This window comes from Pantoea nemavictus (assembly GCF_037479095.1).
Taxonomy (GTDB): Bacteria; Pseudomonadota; Gammaproteobacteria; order Enterobacterales; family Enterobacteriaceae; genus Pantoea; species Pantoea nemavictus.
The window spans coordinates 725,742-740,431 of the sequence record NZ_JBBGZW010000001.1 but is presented as its reverse complement, the minus strand read 5'-3'; the positions used below and the strand labels follow the sequence as shown (position 1 = coordinate 740,431).

Here is a 14,690-nt window from a genome sequence, read left to right as displayed (position 1 = left end):
CTTCAATGGATTGGTTTGTTGTCAGCCCGCTGGTCATCGGCGTGCTGTTTTTTGTGGCGATGCTGGCGGCATTTATCGACTCCATCGCCGGTGGCGGTGGTTTGCTCACCGTGCCGTCGTTGCTGGCAGCCGGGCTTTCTCCCGCGCAGGCGCTAGCCACCAATAAGCTGCAATCGGTCGGCGGATCCTTCTCCGCCAGCCTCTATTTCATCCGTCGCGGTGCGGTGAAGCTGAATGAGCAGTGGCTGAATATCGCCATGACCTTTCTCGGCGCCGTCGGCGGCACCGTTCTGATTCAGCATTTGCAAGCGGATGTGCTGCGCCAAATCTTGCCGCTGCTGCTGATCTGCATTGGTTTGTGGTTCCTGCTGATGCCACGTTTGGGAGAAGCGGATCGCGAACGTCGCCTGCACGGTTTGCCCTATGCGCTGGTCGGCGGCGGCTGCGTCGGTTTCTACGACGGATTCTTTGGTCCAGGCGCAGGTTCCTTTTACGCGCTGGCCTTCGTCACGCTGTGCGGCTTTAATCTGGCGAAAGCCACCGCCCACGCCAAAATCCTAAATTTCACTTCGAATTTTGGCAGTTTGCTGTTCTTTATGTTCGGCGGAAAAGTAGTGTGGGGCACCGGCGCGATTATGCTGCTTGGGGCCTTTATCGGCGCGCGCCTCGGCGCCAGGCTGGTGCTGAGCCGCGGCCAGAAGCTGATCCGCCCGATGGTGGTGACGGTTTCTGCGGTGATGAGCGCCAAATTATTGTGGGATAGCCACGGCAGCGAAGTGATGGCCTGGCTAGCAACGCTGTAATCCAATACTCGTCAAGACCGGCTGCCAATGCGACAATGGCGCCGTTTTTTTTAAAGATTAAAAATTATGAGTACAACACACCATTACGATCAGCTGATTGCCATCTTTGATGGCTGCTTTGTTGACGATTTTCAGACCCGTCTAATTAAAGGCGACGACGAACCTATTTATCTTCCAGCGGATGAAACCTCACCGTGGAATTGCGTGGTATTCGCGCACGGCTACTATGCCAGCGGGCTGCACGAAATTTCCCACTGGTGCATTGCCGGTGAAGCACGCCGCAAACTGGTGGATTTTGGCTATTGGTACTGCCCGGACGGCCGCGATGCGCAAACGCAGAGCCAGTTTGAAGCGGTGGAAGTTAAACCGCAGGCGCTGGAGTGGTTGTTCTGCGTTGCGGCGGGCTTTCCCTTCAATGTAAGTTGTGACAATCTCGAAGGCGATTGTGAGCCAGATCGCATAGCGTTTCAGCGCAAGGTTCATGCACAGGTGATGACTTATCTGGAGCAGGGCATTCCGCCGCGACCGGCACGTTTTATCGAGGCGTTAATCCAGTATTACGGCACGCCAGCACTGACGGCGGCACAATTCCCTTGGCCGGAAGATCTATAATCCGCGAAGGATATAAGAAGAGAGGAAGAGATGATCGTAGAATTTGAGACCCGCATTCTGGCCCTGATTGATGACATGGTCGATCACGCCAGCGATGATGAGCTGTTTGCTGGCGGCTATCTGCGTGGTCATCTGACCCTGGCAGTGGCGGAGATTGAGCTGAGTGGCGAACACACGCCGGAAGCGCTGCAAACTCACGTCACCAACAGCCTGCAAAAAGCCATTGCTGCTGGTGAGTTGTCGCCACGCGATCAGGCCTTAGTCACTGGCATGTGGGACAATCTGTTCCTGCAGGCGCGCCAGAGCGCTTAACCTCTCGGGGCGATCGCTCGCCCCGCAGATTATCGACCCGCCTTTTTGCCCTTCAGCAGTTTACGTACCCAGTAGCGATTTGGATGCATGGCCGCCAGCGTCGCTGCATCCAGCGGCTGCGGTTCACCGCTCATCTGTGCCGCCAGCACTTCGGCTGCTAAAGGTGCGCTGCACAAGCCGCGCGATCCCAACGCCCCCAGCACAAATAACCCTGCATGCACTGGCGCCTCGGCCACGGTTGCACCGTGCGCTCGCTGCTTCGGAAGATCCGCATACTGCGCCAAAGTGGCGTCGTAATCCGGCGCGCTGCCGCTCATCGGCAGATGATCGCGCGTGGCGCAACGCACGCCGCAGCGCGCCTGATTGTCACTGATATCTACCTGCTGTGGCCATGCGCTTTCTGGTAGGCAGTTGATTAGCCGCTGACGATTTTCTTGCTGGTCGTCGGCGCGAAAATCAGTCGCGGTATCGCCACGGTGATAGCTGGCACCCATGCAATGGGTAGCGAAAGTGGGGCTGACCGGCGTGAGATAGCCGTCATAACACAGCACGGTGCGCAGTTCGCCGAGCGACGGATTCGTGGGTACGTGACTCACCTGACCCGCGACAGCATAGACCGGCAGCGCTTTACTCTGCTCAATCTCTAGCAGCGCATGTCCATTCGCCAGCACCACCTGCTGATGCTGCACCGGCGGCTGCTGGCTAAAGTGCAACGTCCAGCGCTCTCCATCAGGTGTTAACTGAGTAAGACGATGCTGCCAGTGAAGGCGTAACCCCAGCGATTGCGCATGTTCCAGCAGATTGCTGGTCAGCTGCGAAGGTGAAAGCCAGCCACCTTGCGGATAGAAAATGCCGCCGAAACCGAGTTCGACGCCCGCCAGCTGCTCCGCTTCTTCTTTATTAACGCCGCAGGCGATTTCGTGCGGCAGATCCATACTGAGCATCTGCGCGATTTTCTCGGCGCTTTTTGCATCCCAGCCGAGCTGCAGCACGCCGCTCCAGTCATGTTCAAACATCACCGGCAGGCGATCGTAAAGACGACGGGCGAAGCCAAAGGCGGCCGGGAAAAAGGTGGCCAGCGCCGGATCGTGCTGATTCAGCAGCGGATAGAGTGCGCCCTGACGATTGCCGGATGCGCCCAATGCTGGCGCATCATCAGCGCAATATAAGGTGACGCGCCAGCCACGACGCAGCAACGCCAATGCCAGCACCGCGCTGGCGACGCCGCCGCCAATCAACGCCACATCCTGGCTGGCTGCTTGCTGTCGCGCGTACCACGGCTGGCTGTGGGGCAATGCAACCCCGTGCTGCAGTGAGCCGATTAGCATTTCACGCTTGTGGCCGAATCCTTTGCGTTTCTGCATGCTGAAACCCGCGTCCTGCAAGCCGCGGCGTACAAAGCCAGACGCGGTAAAGGTTGCCAGCGTGCCGCCCGGACGCGCCAGGCGTGCCATCGCGGCGAACAGCTCGGGCGTCCACATCTCTGGATTTTTCGCCGGTGCGAAGCCATCAAGGAACCAGGCATCCACCTGACGATTCAGACTGTCATCAAAGGTGTGAATTAGCGCGTTAATATCACCAAACCAGACATCAAGCGTCACTTCGCCGCCGTTAAACAGCAGGCGCTGACAGCCCGGTAACGCCTGTGGCCACTGCTGTTGCAGCTGTGCGGCCCACTGCTGCAGCTCTGGCCAATGCGCGTGGGCGGCGATCAAATCCGCGTGCGTCAGTGGGAATTTTTCACAGCTGATAAAGTGCAGGCGCTTTAGCGGGGCATTAGGATGCGCGGCGCGGAAGCGATCGAAGGCTTGCCACAGGGTGAGAAAGTTCAGACCAGTCCCAAAACCGCTCTCGGCAACAATAAATAAATCGCGCGCATGATCGGTAAAACGTTGCGGAATCTGGTTGCCATCGAGGAACACATAGCGCGTTTCCTCCAGTCCATTATCATTGGAGAAATAGACGTCACCAAACACTCGAGACACAGGTGTACCCTGTTCATTCCAGTTTATTTGGGCATGTTCAACCGGGGTTATTTTCACGGGGAAAGGCTCATATTTCAGGCAGTGGCGCGAGTTTAGCGACAGACGTCACATGACGCAAATTTACAAAATGAAATGGCTGATCGGACTTGTTCGGCTTACAACTGTACGCTAGAGTGCACGTCAATCCAAAAGAGTGGAACGAGGACTATTGAATGAAACGTGCAGTGATTACTGGCCTGGGTATTGTTTCCAGCATTGGTAATAACCAGCAAGAAGTGCTGGCTTCTCTGCGTGAAGGCCGTTCGGGTATTACTTTCTCTGAAGAGATGAGAGATGCCGGTATGCGCAGCCACGTATGGGGCAACGTCAAACTGGATACCAACGGGCTCATCGATCGCAAAATCGTGCGTTTTATGAGTGATGCTTCGATCTACGCTTACCTGTCTATGGCTGAAGCTATCAAAGATTCTGGCCTGACTGACGAACAGTATCAGCAAAATCCACGCGTTGGCCTGATTGCCGGCTCTGGCGGCGGTTCTCCGCGTTATCAGGTGTTTGGTGCGGACGCGATGCGTAGCCCACGCGGCCTGAAAGCGGTGGGTCCTTATGTGGTAACCAAAGCGATGGGTTCAGGCGTTTCGGCTTGCCTGGCAACCCCGTTTAAAATCCACGGCGTTAACTACTCAATCAGTTCAGCTTGTGCGACTTCTGCACACTGCATCGGTAACGCCGTTGAGCAGATTCAGCTGGGCAAACAGGACATCGTATTTGCTGGCGGCGGCGAAGAGCTGAGCTGGGAAATGGCTTGTGAGTTCGATGCGATGGGCGCGCTGTCGACCAAATACAACGAATCACCTGAAAAAGCGTCACGCACTTACGATGCCAACCGCGACGGTTTCGTCATCGCAGGCGGCGGCGGTATGGTGGTAGTGGAAGAGTTGGAACACGCTCTGGCACGTGGTGCACACATCTACGCTGAAATCGTGGGCTACGGCGCCACTTCAGATGGCGCAGATATGGTTGCTCCTTCAGGCGAAGGCGCCGTGCGCTGCATGAAAATGGCAATGCAAGGCCTGGATACCCCAATTGATTACCTCAACACGCACGGCACCTCAACGCCAGTGGGTGATGTGAAAGAGCTGGGTGCAATTCGCGAAGTGTTCGGCGACAACTCACCGTCCATCTCTGCCACCAAAGCCATGACCGGTCACTCTCTGGGTGCGGCGGGCGTGCAGGAAGCGATCTACACCTTGCTGATGCTGGAGCACGGTTTTATCGCGCCAAGCATTAACATTGAAGAGCTGGATGAAGCCGGTAAAGGTCTGAACATTGTGACCAAGCCGACCGAAAAAGCGTTGACTACCGTGATGTCGAACAGCTTCGGCTTTGGCGGCACCAACGCCACGCTGACTATGCGCAAACTATAACCCATCATACTTCGAGCCGTGGGTGCGTTGGCTGCTTATGCTCACCCCAGTCACTTACTTCAGTAAGCTCCTGGGGATTTACATACTTGCCGCCTTCCCACAACTCGAATTATTTAGGGTTATCTTCCAGAATATACCTAAGGGCCGGCTAATCCGGCCCTTGTTGTTTTTGACAACTCACCTCCTGCTTGCCTACACTCTCTTTCCATCCGAAACAAAATTATCACTTCCTGCTAAATGTGAACCAAATATCCCGTTTCTGTTATGGCAGCAAGCGTGAGTCTGGTTATTACAAGGAGTTCGACCGATCATGACCACGACTGCTGACGCGCAGGCGCAATCCGTTTTGCCCTTAGCCTGCACCTCCTTTGCGGTGTTTCTGACTTATCTGACCGCCGGCCTGGCGCTGCCGGTGATCCCGCTGTATGTCCATCAGGAACTCGGCATGAGCAATCTGATGGTCGGCGTAGCGGTGGGTATTCAGTTCTTTGCCACGCTGTTGACGCGTAGCTTTGCCGGCCGTCGTGCCGATCAACACGGCGCGAAGCTGACTACGCAGCACGGCATGATTGCCATTGCATTGGTGGGCGTGGCTTATCTGGCTGCCGCGCTGTTGCCGGTTTCACCCTGGGCGAAATTTGGTTTGCTGGCGCTGGGGCGCCTGATGTTGGGATTTGGTGAAAGCTTACTGCTGACCGGAAACCTCACCTGGGGGATGGGGCTGGTGGGCAGTAAACGCTCTGGCCTGGTGATGTCGTGGAACGGCATGGCGATTTACGGATCGCTGGCGGCTGGCGCTCCGCTGGGCTTGCTGATTAATCAGCATGGCGGTTTTGCCGCACTCGGCGCGGTTGCGCTGCTGTTGCCATTGTTGTCACTGGCGATCAATTGCTGGATTCGCAAGGTGCCGGTTGTTGGCGGCGAGCGGCCCTCGCTGTTCAGCGTGGTAAAAACCATCTTCCAGCCGGGACTGGCGCTGGCGCTGCAGGGCACTGGTTTTGCCGTCATCGGTACTTTCACTTCACTCTATTTTGCGGCGGAAAACTGGGGCAATGCCGGTTTCGCACTCACCGCCTTTGGCTGCGCATTTGTATTGGTGCGCGTGTTCTTTGGCGGCTTGCCGGATCGGCACGGTGGCGTAAAAGTGGCGATGGTGTCATTGCTGGTAGAAACTGCCGGCTTACTGCTGCTGGCGTTTGCTAGTTCCGGCTGGATGGCGCTGATTGGCGCGGCATTGACCGGCTGCGGTTGCTCGCTGATCTTCCCCGCGCTGGGCGTCGAAGTGATTAAGCGCGTATCGCCGCAGATTCGTGGCACCGCGCTCGGTGGCTTCTCCGCTTTTCAGGATATCGCTTACGGTGCCAGCGGCCCCTTAACCGGTTTACTGGCGACGGCGCTGGGTTACGGTTCGGTGTATGTTGCCGGTGCCTGCTGCGCCGCGCTGGGAATTTTGGTTACCTGGACGTTTGCGCGTGGAGCGACAACAGCGTAACCAATTTATCGCAGGCGCTGACAATTTCTCCGGGCGTCAGCGCCGCAAACCCCAGCAACCAACCTGATTGCCTTGCATCATTGGCATAAAGCGGTGACAGGCGCGGCAGCAACAATCCCGTCTCTTTAGCCCGTGCGGTTAAGTGCGCTTCATCACCCTGGATTAGCTGCACCGTCAACTGTAAGCCTCCCGCCGCCGGTAGTGGTTGTAGCCAGGGTTGCAGACGCGTTTCGATTTGTTCGAGCAAGCAGTCTCGTCGACTGCGATACAGCTGACGCATCAGGCGCAGATGGCTGGCAAAATGGCCTTGTTGCAGAAACTCTGCGGTGATCGCCTGTGGCAGCAGTGCGCTGTGGCCATCCATCACGCTGCGCGCGCGGCCCAGCGCCTCAACCAACTGCGGTGGCACGACCATCCATGCCAGCCGCAGCGAGGGGAACAGCGTTTTGGAAAAGGTGCCGAGGCAAATCACCCGACCATCCGCTTCTAATCCTTGCAACGCCGGGGCTGGGCGATCCTCATAGTGAAATTCGCTGTCGTAATCATCCTCAATCAACCAGCTATCATGCTGCTGCGCCCACGCCAGCCACTGTAACCGGCGCGCCAGGCTCATTGGCGTGCCGGTTGGATAGTGGTGCGCGGGCGTCAGATACACCAACTTCGCGCTGCCGTTGAGGGGAACGGCACCTTCTGCATCCAGCGGCATAGCGCGACAGTTCGCCCCGGCGGCGAGAAACGCGTTGCGTGCGCCGGGATAACCCGGCTCCTCCAGCCACACTTCATCGCCTGCATCGAGGAACATCAGCGCCAGTAACTGCAGCGCCTGCTGTGAACTGGTGAGCATCATCACCTGTTCTGCCGAGCAGCGTACGCCGCGTGAAAGTGCCAGATAGTCGGCCACCGCCCGCCGCAGCGATGGCAGCCCGAGCGGATCGCCGTAGCCCATCACTTTGCTGCCCAGCGAACGCTGCACCTGATTGCTGATGCGACGCCACTGCGCGTGCGGGAAGGCGCGTAACTCTGGCGAACCCGCGGCAAACGCATGTGGAAAGGGCGGATCCTGACAGCCACCGGTTGCCAGCACCTGCTGGCCGCGCTGGGAAAAGTGCGGTGAGCGGTCGATAGGTGCTTTCACTGCGGGCGGCACCATCTTAATGGAGACAAACGTGCCGCGCCCGCCGTGGCGCTGCAGATAGCCTTCGCTTTCCAGCTGCGCGTAAGCGGCTTCCACCGTCACGCGCGACAGCGATAAATCTTGGGCCAGCTGGCGGCTGGAAGGCAGTCTCTGCGCGTGTCGCAGATGTCCGCTGGCAATCGCCTGGCGCAAGGTATTGCACAAGCGCTGACGTAAACCACCTTGTGGCTGATGGCTAAACAGGGCCAAAAATGACGTGTTCATCGCGGTCTTATCGCATCGCTAAAAGTGGTATCAGGATGCAGACCACTTTGCCGTAAACTGAGGGAAAATCACAACAGGAGAATGCGATGTCAGCGGTATTGAACGTTGCTCCAGCCAGCGCGAATGAAAGCGTGGCCTATTTGCAACATAAACTGGCGTACTACACCGATGCGTGGGATTTGGCGGAAGATCTGGCGCAGGGTATCACAGCGATTGTGGTGATCGACGCGCGCTCCAGCGAGGTTTATCAGGCGGGACACCTTTGTGGCGCGATATCGTTTCCGCATCGCACTATGAATGCGCAATCCACGGCGCATCTCGATCGCAGCAAAGTGTATGTCACCTATTGCGACGGCATCGGCTGTAACGGCTCAACCAAAGCCGCACTCAAGCTGGCTTCGCTGGGTTTTCAGGTAAAAGAGTTAATTGGTGGGCTGGATTTCTGGAAGCGCGATGGTCATCCGCTGGCGTGGGGTGCGGCAGCGGGCGAATGGCCGCACGCCACGCCCGCTGCCAACTGCGGCTGCTAGATAAACAGCCACAACAGGAAGATGAACACGAAAATCGCAACAATCAACGTGAGGGCGGGGCGCTGAGCCAGCGGCTGCGGCAGCATCTGAATAAACGGCGACCAAATGGGCTGCGGGCGAATTTCATTATCCGCCAGCGGCTGTTCATGCAGTTTTTCAGCGCGGCGGCTAAACAGCAGATTCAGCAAATCCTGCGTCTGCGCCGGCGTTAACACGGTATTCGGCAGCGCCTGGAAACGCTGCTGGCTGTAATCCTCCAGCAGTCGCTGTTCATCATGGGTGAGCGGCTGCTTCAATGAGGTTTCCAGCATCTGCAAGGTCGGCGCGCTATGCTGCGCCAGCGTTTGACGTACCTGTAAATACTGAGTGAGCAGCGGGAAGTGGCGTGAAGGGATTGGATCGCCACTTTTCAGATTCACCAGCTTCAGCGTATCGGCCAGCAGCTTCACCGGCGATTCGCCGGTGGTAGCCGCAAGGCGCGTCACCTGCTGATTCAGCGATTGCTGCTCTGCCGGAAGCAGGCTGCGGTCAGAAATGCGCGTCTGCTGCGGCTGCGGAATCGCCATCTGGCCATTTTGCAGCATGGTCAGCACCTGACGCAGCTGATCCTGCGACAGCGCACTCAATACCGTTTGGTTAAACTGCTGACGAATAAAGTCGCTTACCGCCTGGCGATTGTTGCCCTGCGGCAGTTTTTCCAGCAGCTGCTGCAATAACTGGCGCGTGGCGAGGCTATTTTGCACCTGGGTTAAGCGACCATTGAGATGCTGTTCCGCCGCCGGGAAGTGGCGTGATTGCAGCTCGGCTTCACTCTTTACGCCGACTTCGTGGCGGACACCGGCCCACAACTCTGGCGCTTTAAGCGTGCTCAGCGACATGATGCGCACAATCAGGCGCTCCAGCGTGGTGCGCTGGGCAGGAGACAAGGGCTGTTCACCGGCTGGACCACCCGGACGTGTCGGGCCAGTTGCTTGAGATAAAGGGGAACGATCGCCCGCGGGCACACCGGGACCGCTGAGAGGTTGCATGGCGGAATCCTTGAAAACGGGTCAGATCCGGGTGCGCCGGAAAAAAGAGGCCACATGATAGCAAAAGCCCCCAGGAAATCCACGGGGGCTGCGGCCTTTCCGGATAATAAAATCAGGCGGCGGGGTCGGGAAGGGTGGCGTTGCGCGGCTTGCGTAACGGGGTTTTCAGACGTTGCGCCAGAATTACGCCCACTAACGTCATGCCACCACCAATCCAGTGATAGGCATGCAGTTGCTCATGCAGGAACATCACCGCAATAATCGCCGTAAACGCCGGAACGAAATTCATAAAAATGCTGGTGGTGCTGGCACCCAGACGTTGCACGCCCAGAATCCACAGGAACGGCGCAATAATCGACGCAAACAGTCCGGCATACAGCACCAGCGGCACATTATGCATATTAAGCGTCACGTCCGGCGCGCGCAGGAAACCGGGCAGCAGCAGCAGCACGCCGAAGAAAATCTGCACGTACAGGCTTTGCCAGGTCGGCAGCGGAATGGCCCAGCGCTTGGTCAGCACGCCGTACAAGGCGTAGGAGGTTGATGCCGCCAGCATCATCAGTTCGCCATTGCCGAGACGCTGATTGAGCAGCTGCGCCGGATTGCCTTCGCTCACCAGCCACACTAAACCGGCGAACGACAGCAGGCCGCCAATCAAAATACCGCGGGTTGGCGCGAGGCGCAGCACCACCAGGCTAAGCAGAATGGTCAACAGCGGAATGGTCGCGCCGAGAATTCCCATCATCACCGCCGAAACACTGTGCGCCGCGTAATAGGCGAGACTTTGATACAGCACCATGCCGAGCAGCCCGAGGATCAGCAAGCGCCAGCCGTTGGCTTTAATTGTCTGACGATGGCGCCATACGCCCGGCAGGCAAAACGGTGCCAGCACCACCAGCGCCAATAACCAGCGATAGAAGGAGATCGCCGCAGGATCAATACTTCCTGCCGAGAGTTTGCTGACGATAGTGTTGATCGACCAGATCAGCACCGCGATCAGCGGAAACAGTAAATTCATGATACAGCTCCTCAAATAATCGCGAATAGTTTACGTTTGACCGGTTTAAAGTAGATAGTTAAAATCGGACAATATTCGTTAGTGACCGGACAGAATGAATCTTCAAGTTGAATACCAGCCGCCGATTGATGCGCCTTTACTGCGCTACTTTATGCGTTACGACGAAGTCAACGCGAAGACCGAATACCTGGCCCACGCGCACGATTGGGGGCAGGTAATTTTCGTCACTAGCCATGTGCTGGAGATGGAAGTGGAGGGAGAGCGTCTGCTGACGCCCGCAGATATCCCGATCTGGATCCCGGCCGGTCATCGCCACAGCAGCTATAACCACAACGATGCGCGTTTTCGCACCTTCAATCTTGCCGCCGATCTCTGCGCAGGCCTGCCGGAAAAAGCCTGCTTGTTGCATGTCGATGCCATCGCGCACGCCATCATGAATGATTTTGCCCATCGTGAATTGGCGCAGCCGCAAACGCAGGCCGACTGGCGTTTGTGCGAGGTGTTGATTGATCGCCTGCGGCAGGCGCCGGTGCATAACAGCTATTTACCGATGACGGATGACAAATTTCTTGCGCCAATTTTACGGGCGCTGGAAGCCCATCCCGGCGATAACACCACGCTGGCACAATGGGCGAAGCGCGTGTTTACCACCGAGCGTACGCTAGCGCGACGCTGTCAGCAGCAGCTGAATATGTCGTTCAGCGAGTGGCGGCAGCGTTTACGCTTTCTGCGCGCGATTGCGCTGCTTGAGCAGGGCTGCAGCGTGCAGGGCATCGCCCATGAGCTGGGTTACAGCTCGGCTTCGGCGCTGATTGTGATGTTCCAGCAGCAGGCCGGAACCACGCCCGATCGCTATCGCAGTCGGTTAGGTTAATCCCCGGCTTTATGCCAAAATATGCCCCGTTGATTTCAACCAGACTGGACCGCCGCAGTGAAAATTCTCGTCGATGAAAATATGCCTTATGCCCGTGAACTGTTCAGCCGCACCGGCGATGTGTTAGCGGTGCCGGGACGTCCGTTGCCGGAAGCGGAGCTGCAGGATGCCAGCGGATTGATGGTCCGTTCGGTTACCAAAGTGAACGCGGCGCTGCTGGCTGGCACGCCGGTGAAGTTTGTCGGCACCGCGACCGCGGGAACCGATCATATTGATGAGGCGTCGCTGGCGGCGGCAGGTATCACCTTCTCTGCTGCGCCAGGTTGTAACGCCATTGCAGTGGTGGAATATGTTTTCTCCTCGCTGCTGCTGCTGGCGGAGCGCGATGGCTTTGAACTGCGCGATCGCACGGTGGGTATTGTTGGCGTGGGTAATGTGGGTGGTCGTCTGCAAAAGCGTCTTGCGGCGTGGGGTGTGAAAACCTTGCTATGCGATCCTCCGCGCGCCGATCGCGGCGATGAGGAAACCTTCCATTCTCTCGATGAGCTGGTGGCGCAGGCCGATATCCTGACCTTCCACACGCCACTGTTTAAAGATGGCCCGTATAAGAGCTGGCATCTGGCCGATGCGGCACTGCTGATGGCGCTTAAACCCAACACTATTTTAATCAACGCCTGTCGCGGTCCGGTGGTAGACAACGCCGCGCTGCTTGAAGTGCTGAAGATGCGTCACGATCTTAGCGTGGTGCTGGATGTGTGGGAGCCGGAGCCGGACTTGTCGCTCGACCTGCTGGATAAAGTCGATATCGCCACTGCACATATCGCCGGTTACACGCTGGAAGGTAAAGCGCGCGGTACCACGCAGGTGTTTGAAGCCTGGTGCGACTTTATCGGTCAGCCGCAGCAAGTTGCACTTGAGAGTCTGCTGCCTGCGCCCGAATTTGGCGCGATTACCCTGCGCGGTAAGCTCGATCAGCCAACGCTAAAACGCTTAGTGCATCTGGTGTATGATGTGCGCCGCGACGATGCGCCACTGCGCAAAGTGGCAGCAAAGCCGGGCGAGTTTGATCGCCTGCGCAAGCAGTATGAAGAGCGTCGCGAGTGGTCATCGCTGCAGGTGAATTGCGATGATGCCGAAACGGCGGCGATGCTCAATCAACTGGGCTTTCGCGCCAGTTTGTAAAGATATTTCAATCACCTGCAAAAATGCGGGGGATAATTCCTAAATCTCGGGCGATGTTTTCATCGCCTTCTGTTTTTGTGTCATTGTCTGGAGTAAACCAACATGTCTGACGGCTGGAATATCGCGCTACTGGGCGCAACAGGCGCAGTAGGGAACGCTGTACTGGAACTGCTGGCGGAACGCCAGTTCCCGGTTGGTGAGTTGTATTTACTGGCGAGTGAAAACGGTGCCGGTGAGAACAAACGTTTTGAGGGGCGTACCGTGCTGGTGCAGGATGCGGCCGAGTTTGACTGGACGCAGGTGCAGCTGGCGTTTTTCACCGCCGGACGTGAAGCTTCGGCTCGCTATGCCGAAGAAGCAGCGAGCCAGGGTTGTCTGGTGATTGATAGCAGCGATCTGTTTGCGCTTGAACCGGATGTGCCGCTGGTGGTGCCAGATGTGAACCCACAGGTGCTGGCGGATTATCGCAACCGTAACATCATTACCGTGGCCGACAGCCTGGTGAGCCAGCTGCTGTGCTCCATTAAACCGCTGGTGGATCTGGCTGGTCTGAGCCGTTTGCAGGTGACCAACCTGATTGCCGCTTCCAGCCACGGTAAAGCGGCGGTTGATGGTCTGGCCGGTGAAAGTGCGCGCTTGCTGAACGGCGTGCCTGCCGAGCAGCACTATTTTGGTCGCCAACTGGCGTTCAACATTCTGCCGCTGCTGGCTGACAACAACGGCAGCGTGGAGAGTGAGCGTCGCGTGGTTGAGCAGGTGCGTAAGGTGCTGCAGGACGAAGGTTTGCCGATTGCGGTCAGCAGCGTGCAGGCACCTGTGTTCTACGGCAATGCGCAGATTGTGCATGTGGAGAATCTGCGTCCGCTGTCGGCAGAAGAAGCGCGCGATGAACTCGGCCGCTCTGGTGATATCAACCTGAGTGAAGAGAGCGATTATCCAACGCAAGTGGGCGATGCATCTGGCAGCGACGTGCTGAGCATTGGCTGCGTACGCAATGATTACGGCATTCCGGAGCTGCTGCAGTTCTGGTCTGTAGCAGACAACATCCGCTTTGGCGGCGCACTGATGGCGGTGAAAACGGCCGAGAAGCTGGTGCAGGAGTATTTCTATTAATGTTGCCTGAAGGTAAGACGCTTAAGCTGGCGTTGGGTATTGAGTACGATGGCAGCCGTTACTACGGCTGGCAGCGACAAAATGAAGTGCGCAGCGTGCAGGAAAAGCTTGAAAAGGCGCTGTCGAAGGTGGCGGATCATCCGGTAGTGGTGTTCTGCGCCGGCCGCACCGATGCGGGTGTGCACGGTACCGGGCAGGTGGTGCATTTCGAAACCACCTCGCCGCGCGCTGATGCAGCCTGGACGCTCGGTGTTAACGCCAATCTGCCCGATGACATCGCGGTACGTTGGGTGAAAGCGGTGCCGGACGATTTCCATGCGCGCTTTAGCGCTACCGCGCGTCGCTATCGCTACGTGATTTATAACCATCGGCTGCGTCCGGCGATTTTAGGTAATGGCATCACCCATTATTACCACCCGCTGGATGTGGAGAAGATGCAGCGCGCTGGCCAGGCGCTGATTGGTGAGAACGATTTCACCTCGTTCCGTGCGGTGCAGTGCCAGTCACGCACCCCGTGGCGCAACGTGATGCATCTCAACGTTTCGCGTCATGGACCGTACGTGGTGGTCGACATCAAAGCCAATGCGTTTGTGCACCATATGGTACGCAATATTGTGGGCAGCCTGATGGAAATCGGCACGGGCAATCAGCCGGAAGAGTGGATGGCGACCTTGCTGGCAGCCAAAGATCGTAAGCTGGCGGCGGCGACGGCCAAAGCCGAGGGACTTTATCTGGTGGCGGTGGATTATCCATCCCACTTTGCATTACCTCAGCCTGCGTTGGGACCGTTGTTCCTCGCGGATTAACCATTAATCTAGGATGTATACCCTAAATAATTCGAGCGGCAGCAAGGCGGCAAGTGGGTGAATCCTCGGGCGCTTACTCCAGTAAGTGATTGAGGTGAGCGCCCGCAGC

14 protein-coding genes are annotated in these 14,690 nt (G+C 57.4%); 10 read left to right on the top strand and 4 right to left on the bottom strand.

Annotated elements, in window-relative coordinates; all coding sequences use genetic code 11:
* Window positions 1-5 precede the first annotated feature (5 nt).
* The 3 genes from WH298_RS03385 (at window position 6) to WH298_RS03375 (ending at window position 1,727) form a co-directional block, all read left to right on the top strand.
* Window positions 6-803 (top strand): sulfite exporter TauE/SafE family protein, encoded by a 798-nt coding sequence (locus tag WH298_RS03385; protein ID WP_180822222.1) that lies wholly within the window; start codon window positions 6-8, stop codon window positions 801-803.
* A 66-nt stretch (window positions 804-869) separates the two neighbouring features.
* Window positions 870-1,415 (top strand): elongation factor P hydroxylase, encoded by a 546-nt coding sequence (locus WH298_RS03380; protein ID WP_180822221.1) that lies wholly within the window; start codon window positions 870-872, stop codon window positions 1,413-1,415.
* Window positions 1,416-1,445: 30 nt separating this feature from the next.
* Window positions 1,446-1,727 carry a YfcL family protein gene (locus WH298_RS03375; protein ID WP_007889229.1) on the top strand — a complete coding sequence of 94 codons (282 nt, stop codon included), beginning with the start codon at window positions 1,446-1,448 and terminating at the stop codon, window positions 1,725-1,727.
* Window positions 1,728-1,756: 29 nt separating this feature from the next.
* Here the strand turns inward: WH298_RS03375 and mnmC are convergent, their stop codons facing one another.
* Window positions 1,757-3,769, bottom strand: a complete 2,013-nt coding sequence (mnmC, locus tag WH298_RS03370; RefSeq protein ID WP_180822220.1) for a bifunctional tRNA (5-methylaminomethyl-2-thiouridine)(34)-methyltransferase MnmC2/FAD-dependent 5-carboxymethylaminomethyl-2-thiouridine(34) oxidoreductase MnmC1 — start codon at window positions 3,767-3,769, stop codon at window positions 1,757-1,759.
* A gap of 155 nt (window positions 3,770-3,924) precedes the next feature.
* Here mnmC and fabB point away from each other — a divergent pair, with 155 nt between their 5' ends.
* Together fabB and WH298_RS03360 are read left to right on the top strand one after the other, a co-directional pair.
* Window positions 3,925-5,139 carry a beta-ketoacyl-ACP synthase I gene (fabB, locus tag WH298_RS03365; protein ID WP_049852910.1) on the top strand — a complete coding sequence of 405 codons (1,215 nt, stop codon included), beginning with the start codon at window positions 3,925-3,927 and terminating at the stop codon, window positions 5,137-5,139.
* 310 nt (window positions 5,140-5,449) lie between these two features.
* Complete coding sequence (locus tag WH298_RS03360) at window positions 5,450-6,631, top strand: MFS transporter (protein ID WP_007889236.1); 1,182 nt, start codon at window positions 5,450-5,452, stop codon at window positions 6,629-6,631.
* Here WH298_RS03360 and pdxR read toward each other — a convergent pair.
* Window positions 6,594-8,030 (bottom strand): MocR-like pyridoxine biosynthesis transcription factor PdxR, encoded by a 1,437-nt coding sequence (pdxR, locus tag WH298_RS03355; RefSeq protein ID WP_180822219.1) that lies wholly within the window; start codon window positions 8,028-8,030, stop codon window positions 6,594-6,596. The two genes, WH298_RS03360 and pdxR, sit on opposite strands and share 38 nt — an antisense overlap.
* Before the next feature lie 86 nt (window positions 8,031-8,116).
* On the opposite strand from pdxR, the gene WH298_RS03350 reads away from it, so the two are divergent.
* The gene (locus WH298_RS03350) at window positions 8,117-8,560 is read left to right on the top strand and encodes a rhodanese-like domain-containing protein (RefSeq protein ID WP_007889239.1); all 444 of its coding nucleotides are present in this window, start codon (window positions 8,117-8,119) and stop codon (window positions 8,558-8,560) included.
* Here WH298_RS03350 and flk read toward each other — a convergent pair.
* Together flk and WH298_RS03340 are read right to left on the bottom strand one after the other, a co-directional pair.
* Window positions 8,557-9,588 (bottom strand): flagella biosynthesis regulator Flk, encoded by a 1,032-nt coding sequence (gene flk, locus WH298_RS03345; RefSeq protein WP_180822218.1) that lies wholly within the window; start codon window positions 9,586-9,588, stop codon window positions 8,557-8,559. The two genes, WH298_RS03350 and flk, sit on opposite strands and share 4 nt — an antisense overlap.
* A 112-nt stretch (window positions 9,589-9,700) precedes the next feature.
* Window positions 9,701-10,606, bottom strand: coding sequence for a DMT family transporter (locus WH298_RS03340; RefSeq protein ID WP_180822217.1), 906 nt, complete (start codon window positions 10,604-10,606; stop codon window positions 9,701-9,703).
* 94 nt (window positions 10,607-10,700) lie between these two features.
* Here WH298_RS03340 and WH298_RS03335 point away from each other — a divergent pair, with 94 nt between their 5' ends.
* The 4 genes from WH298_RS03335 (at window position 10,701) to truA (ending at window position 14,581) form a co-directional block, all read left to right on the top strand.
* A complete protein-coding gene (locus WH298_RS03335; RefSeq protein WP_007889259.1) occupies window positions 10,701-11,480 on the top strand; it encodes an AraC family transcriptional regulator in 780 nt (259 codons plus the stop codon).
* Between the two features lie 57 nt (window positions 11,481-11,537).
* Window positions 11,538-12,662 carry a 4-phosphoerythronate dehydrogenase PdxB gene (pdxB, locus tag WH298_RS03330; RefSeq protein ID WP_180822216.1) on the top strand — a complete coding sequence of 375 codons (1,125 nt, stop codon included), beginning with the start codon at window positions 11,538-11,540 and terminating at the stop codon, window positions 12,660-12,662.
* A gap of 102 nt (window positions 12,663-12,764) precedes the next feature.
* Window positions 12,765-13,775: an aspartate-semialdehyde dehydrogenase gene (locus tag WH298_RS03325; RefSeq protein ID WP_007889262.1), complete on the top strand. Its 1,011-nt coding sequence runs from the start codon at window positions 12,765-12,767 to the stop codon at window positions 13,773-13,775.
* Window positions 13,775-14,581: a tRNA pseudouridine(38-40) synthase TruA gene (gene truA, locus WH298_RS03320; protein WP_180822215.1), complete on the top strand. Its 807-nt coding sequence runs from the start codon at window positions 13,775-13,777 to the stop codon at window positions 14,579-14,581. Before WH298_RS03325 ends, truA begins: the two co-directional genes overlap by 1 nt.
* Window positions 14,582-14,690 lie beyond the last annotated feature (109 nt).

What these genes read in the sequence shown, in the direction of transcription:
- WH298_RS03325 (WP_007889262.1), top strand. Translation starts at nt 12,765, where the DNA reads ATGTCTGACGGCTGGAATATCGCGCTACTGGGCGCAACAGGCGCAGTA.
- WH298_RS03375 (WP_007889229.1), top strand. Translation starts at nt 1,446, where the DNA reads ATGATCGTAGAATTTGAGACCCGCATTCTGGCCCTGATTGATGACATG.
- WH298_RS03385 (WP_180822222.1), top strand. Translation starts at nt 6, where the DNA reads ATGGATTGGTTTGTTGTCAGCCCGCTGGTCATCGGCGTGCTGTTTTTT.
- truA (WP_180822215.1), top strand. Translation starts at nt 13,775, where the DNA reads ATGTTGCCTGAAGGTAAGACGCTTAAGCTGGCGTTGGGTATTGAGTAC.
- fabB (WP_049852910.1), top strand. Translation starts at nt 3,925, where the DNA reads ATGAAACGTGCAGTGATTACTGGCCTGGGTATTGTTTCCAGCATTGGT.
- WH298_RS03350 (WP_007889239.1), top strand. Translation starts at nt 8,117, where the DNA reads ATGTCAGCGGTATTGAACGTTGCTCCAGCCAGCGCGAATGAAAGCGTG.
- flk (WP_180822218.1), bottom strand. Translation starts at nt 9,588, where the DNA reads ATGCAACCTCTCAGCGGTCCCGGTGTGCCCGCGGGCGATCGTTCCCCT.
- WH298_RS03340 (WP_180822217.1), bottom strand. Translation starts at nt 10,606, where the DNA reads ATGAATTTACTGTTTCCGCTGATCGCGGTGCTGATCTGGTCGATCAAC.
- WH298_RS03335 (WP_007889259.1), top strand. Translation starts at nt 10,701, where the DNA reads ATGAATCTTCAAGTTGAATACCAGCCGCCGATTGATGCGCCTTTACTG.
- WH298_RS03360 (WP_007889236.1), top strand. Translation starts at nt 5,450, where the DNA reads ATGACCACGACTGCTGACGCGCAGGCGCAATCCGTTTTGCCCTTAGCC.
- WH298_RS03380 (WP_180822221.1), top strand. Translation starts at nt 870, where the DNA reads ATGAGTACAACACACCATTACGATCAGCTGATTGCCATCTTTGATGGC.
- pdxR (WP_180822219.1), bottom strand. Translation starts at nt 8,030, where the DNA reads ATGAACACGTCATTTTTGGCCCTGTTTAGCCATCAGCCACAAGGTGGT.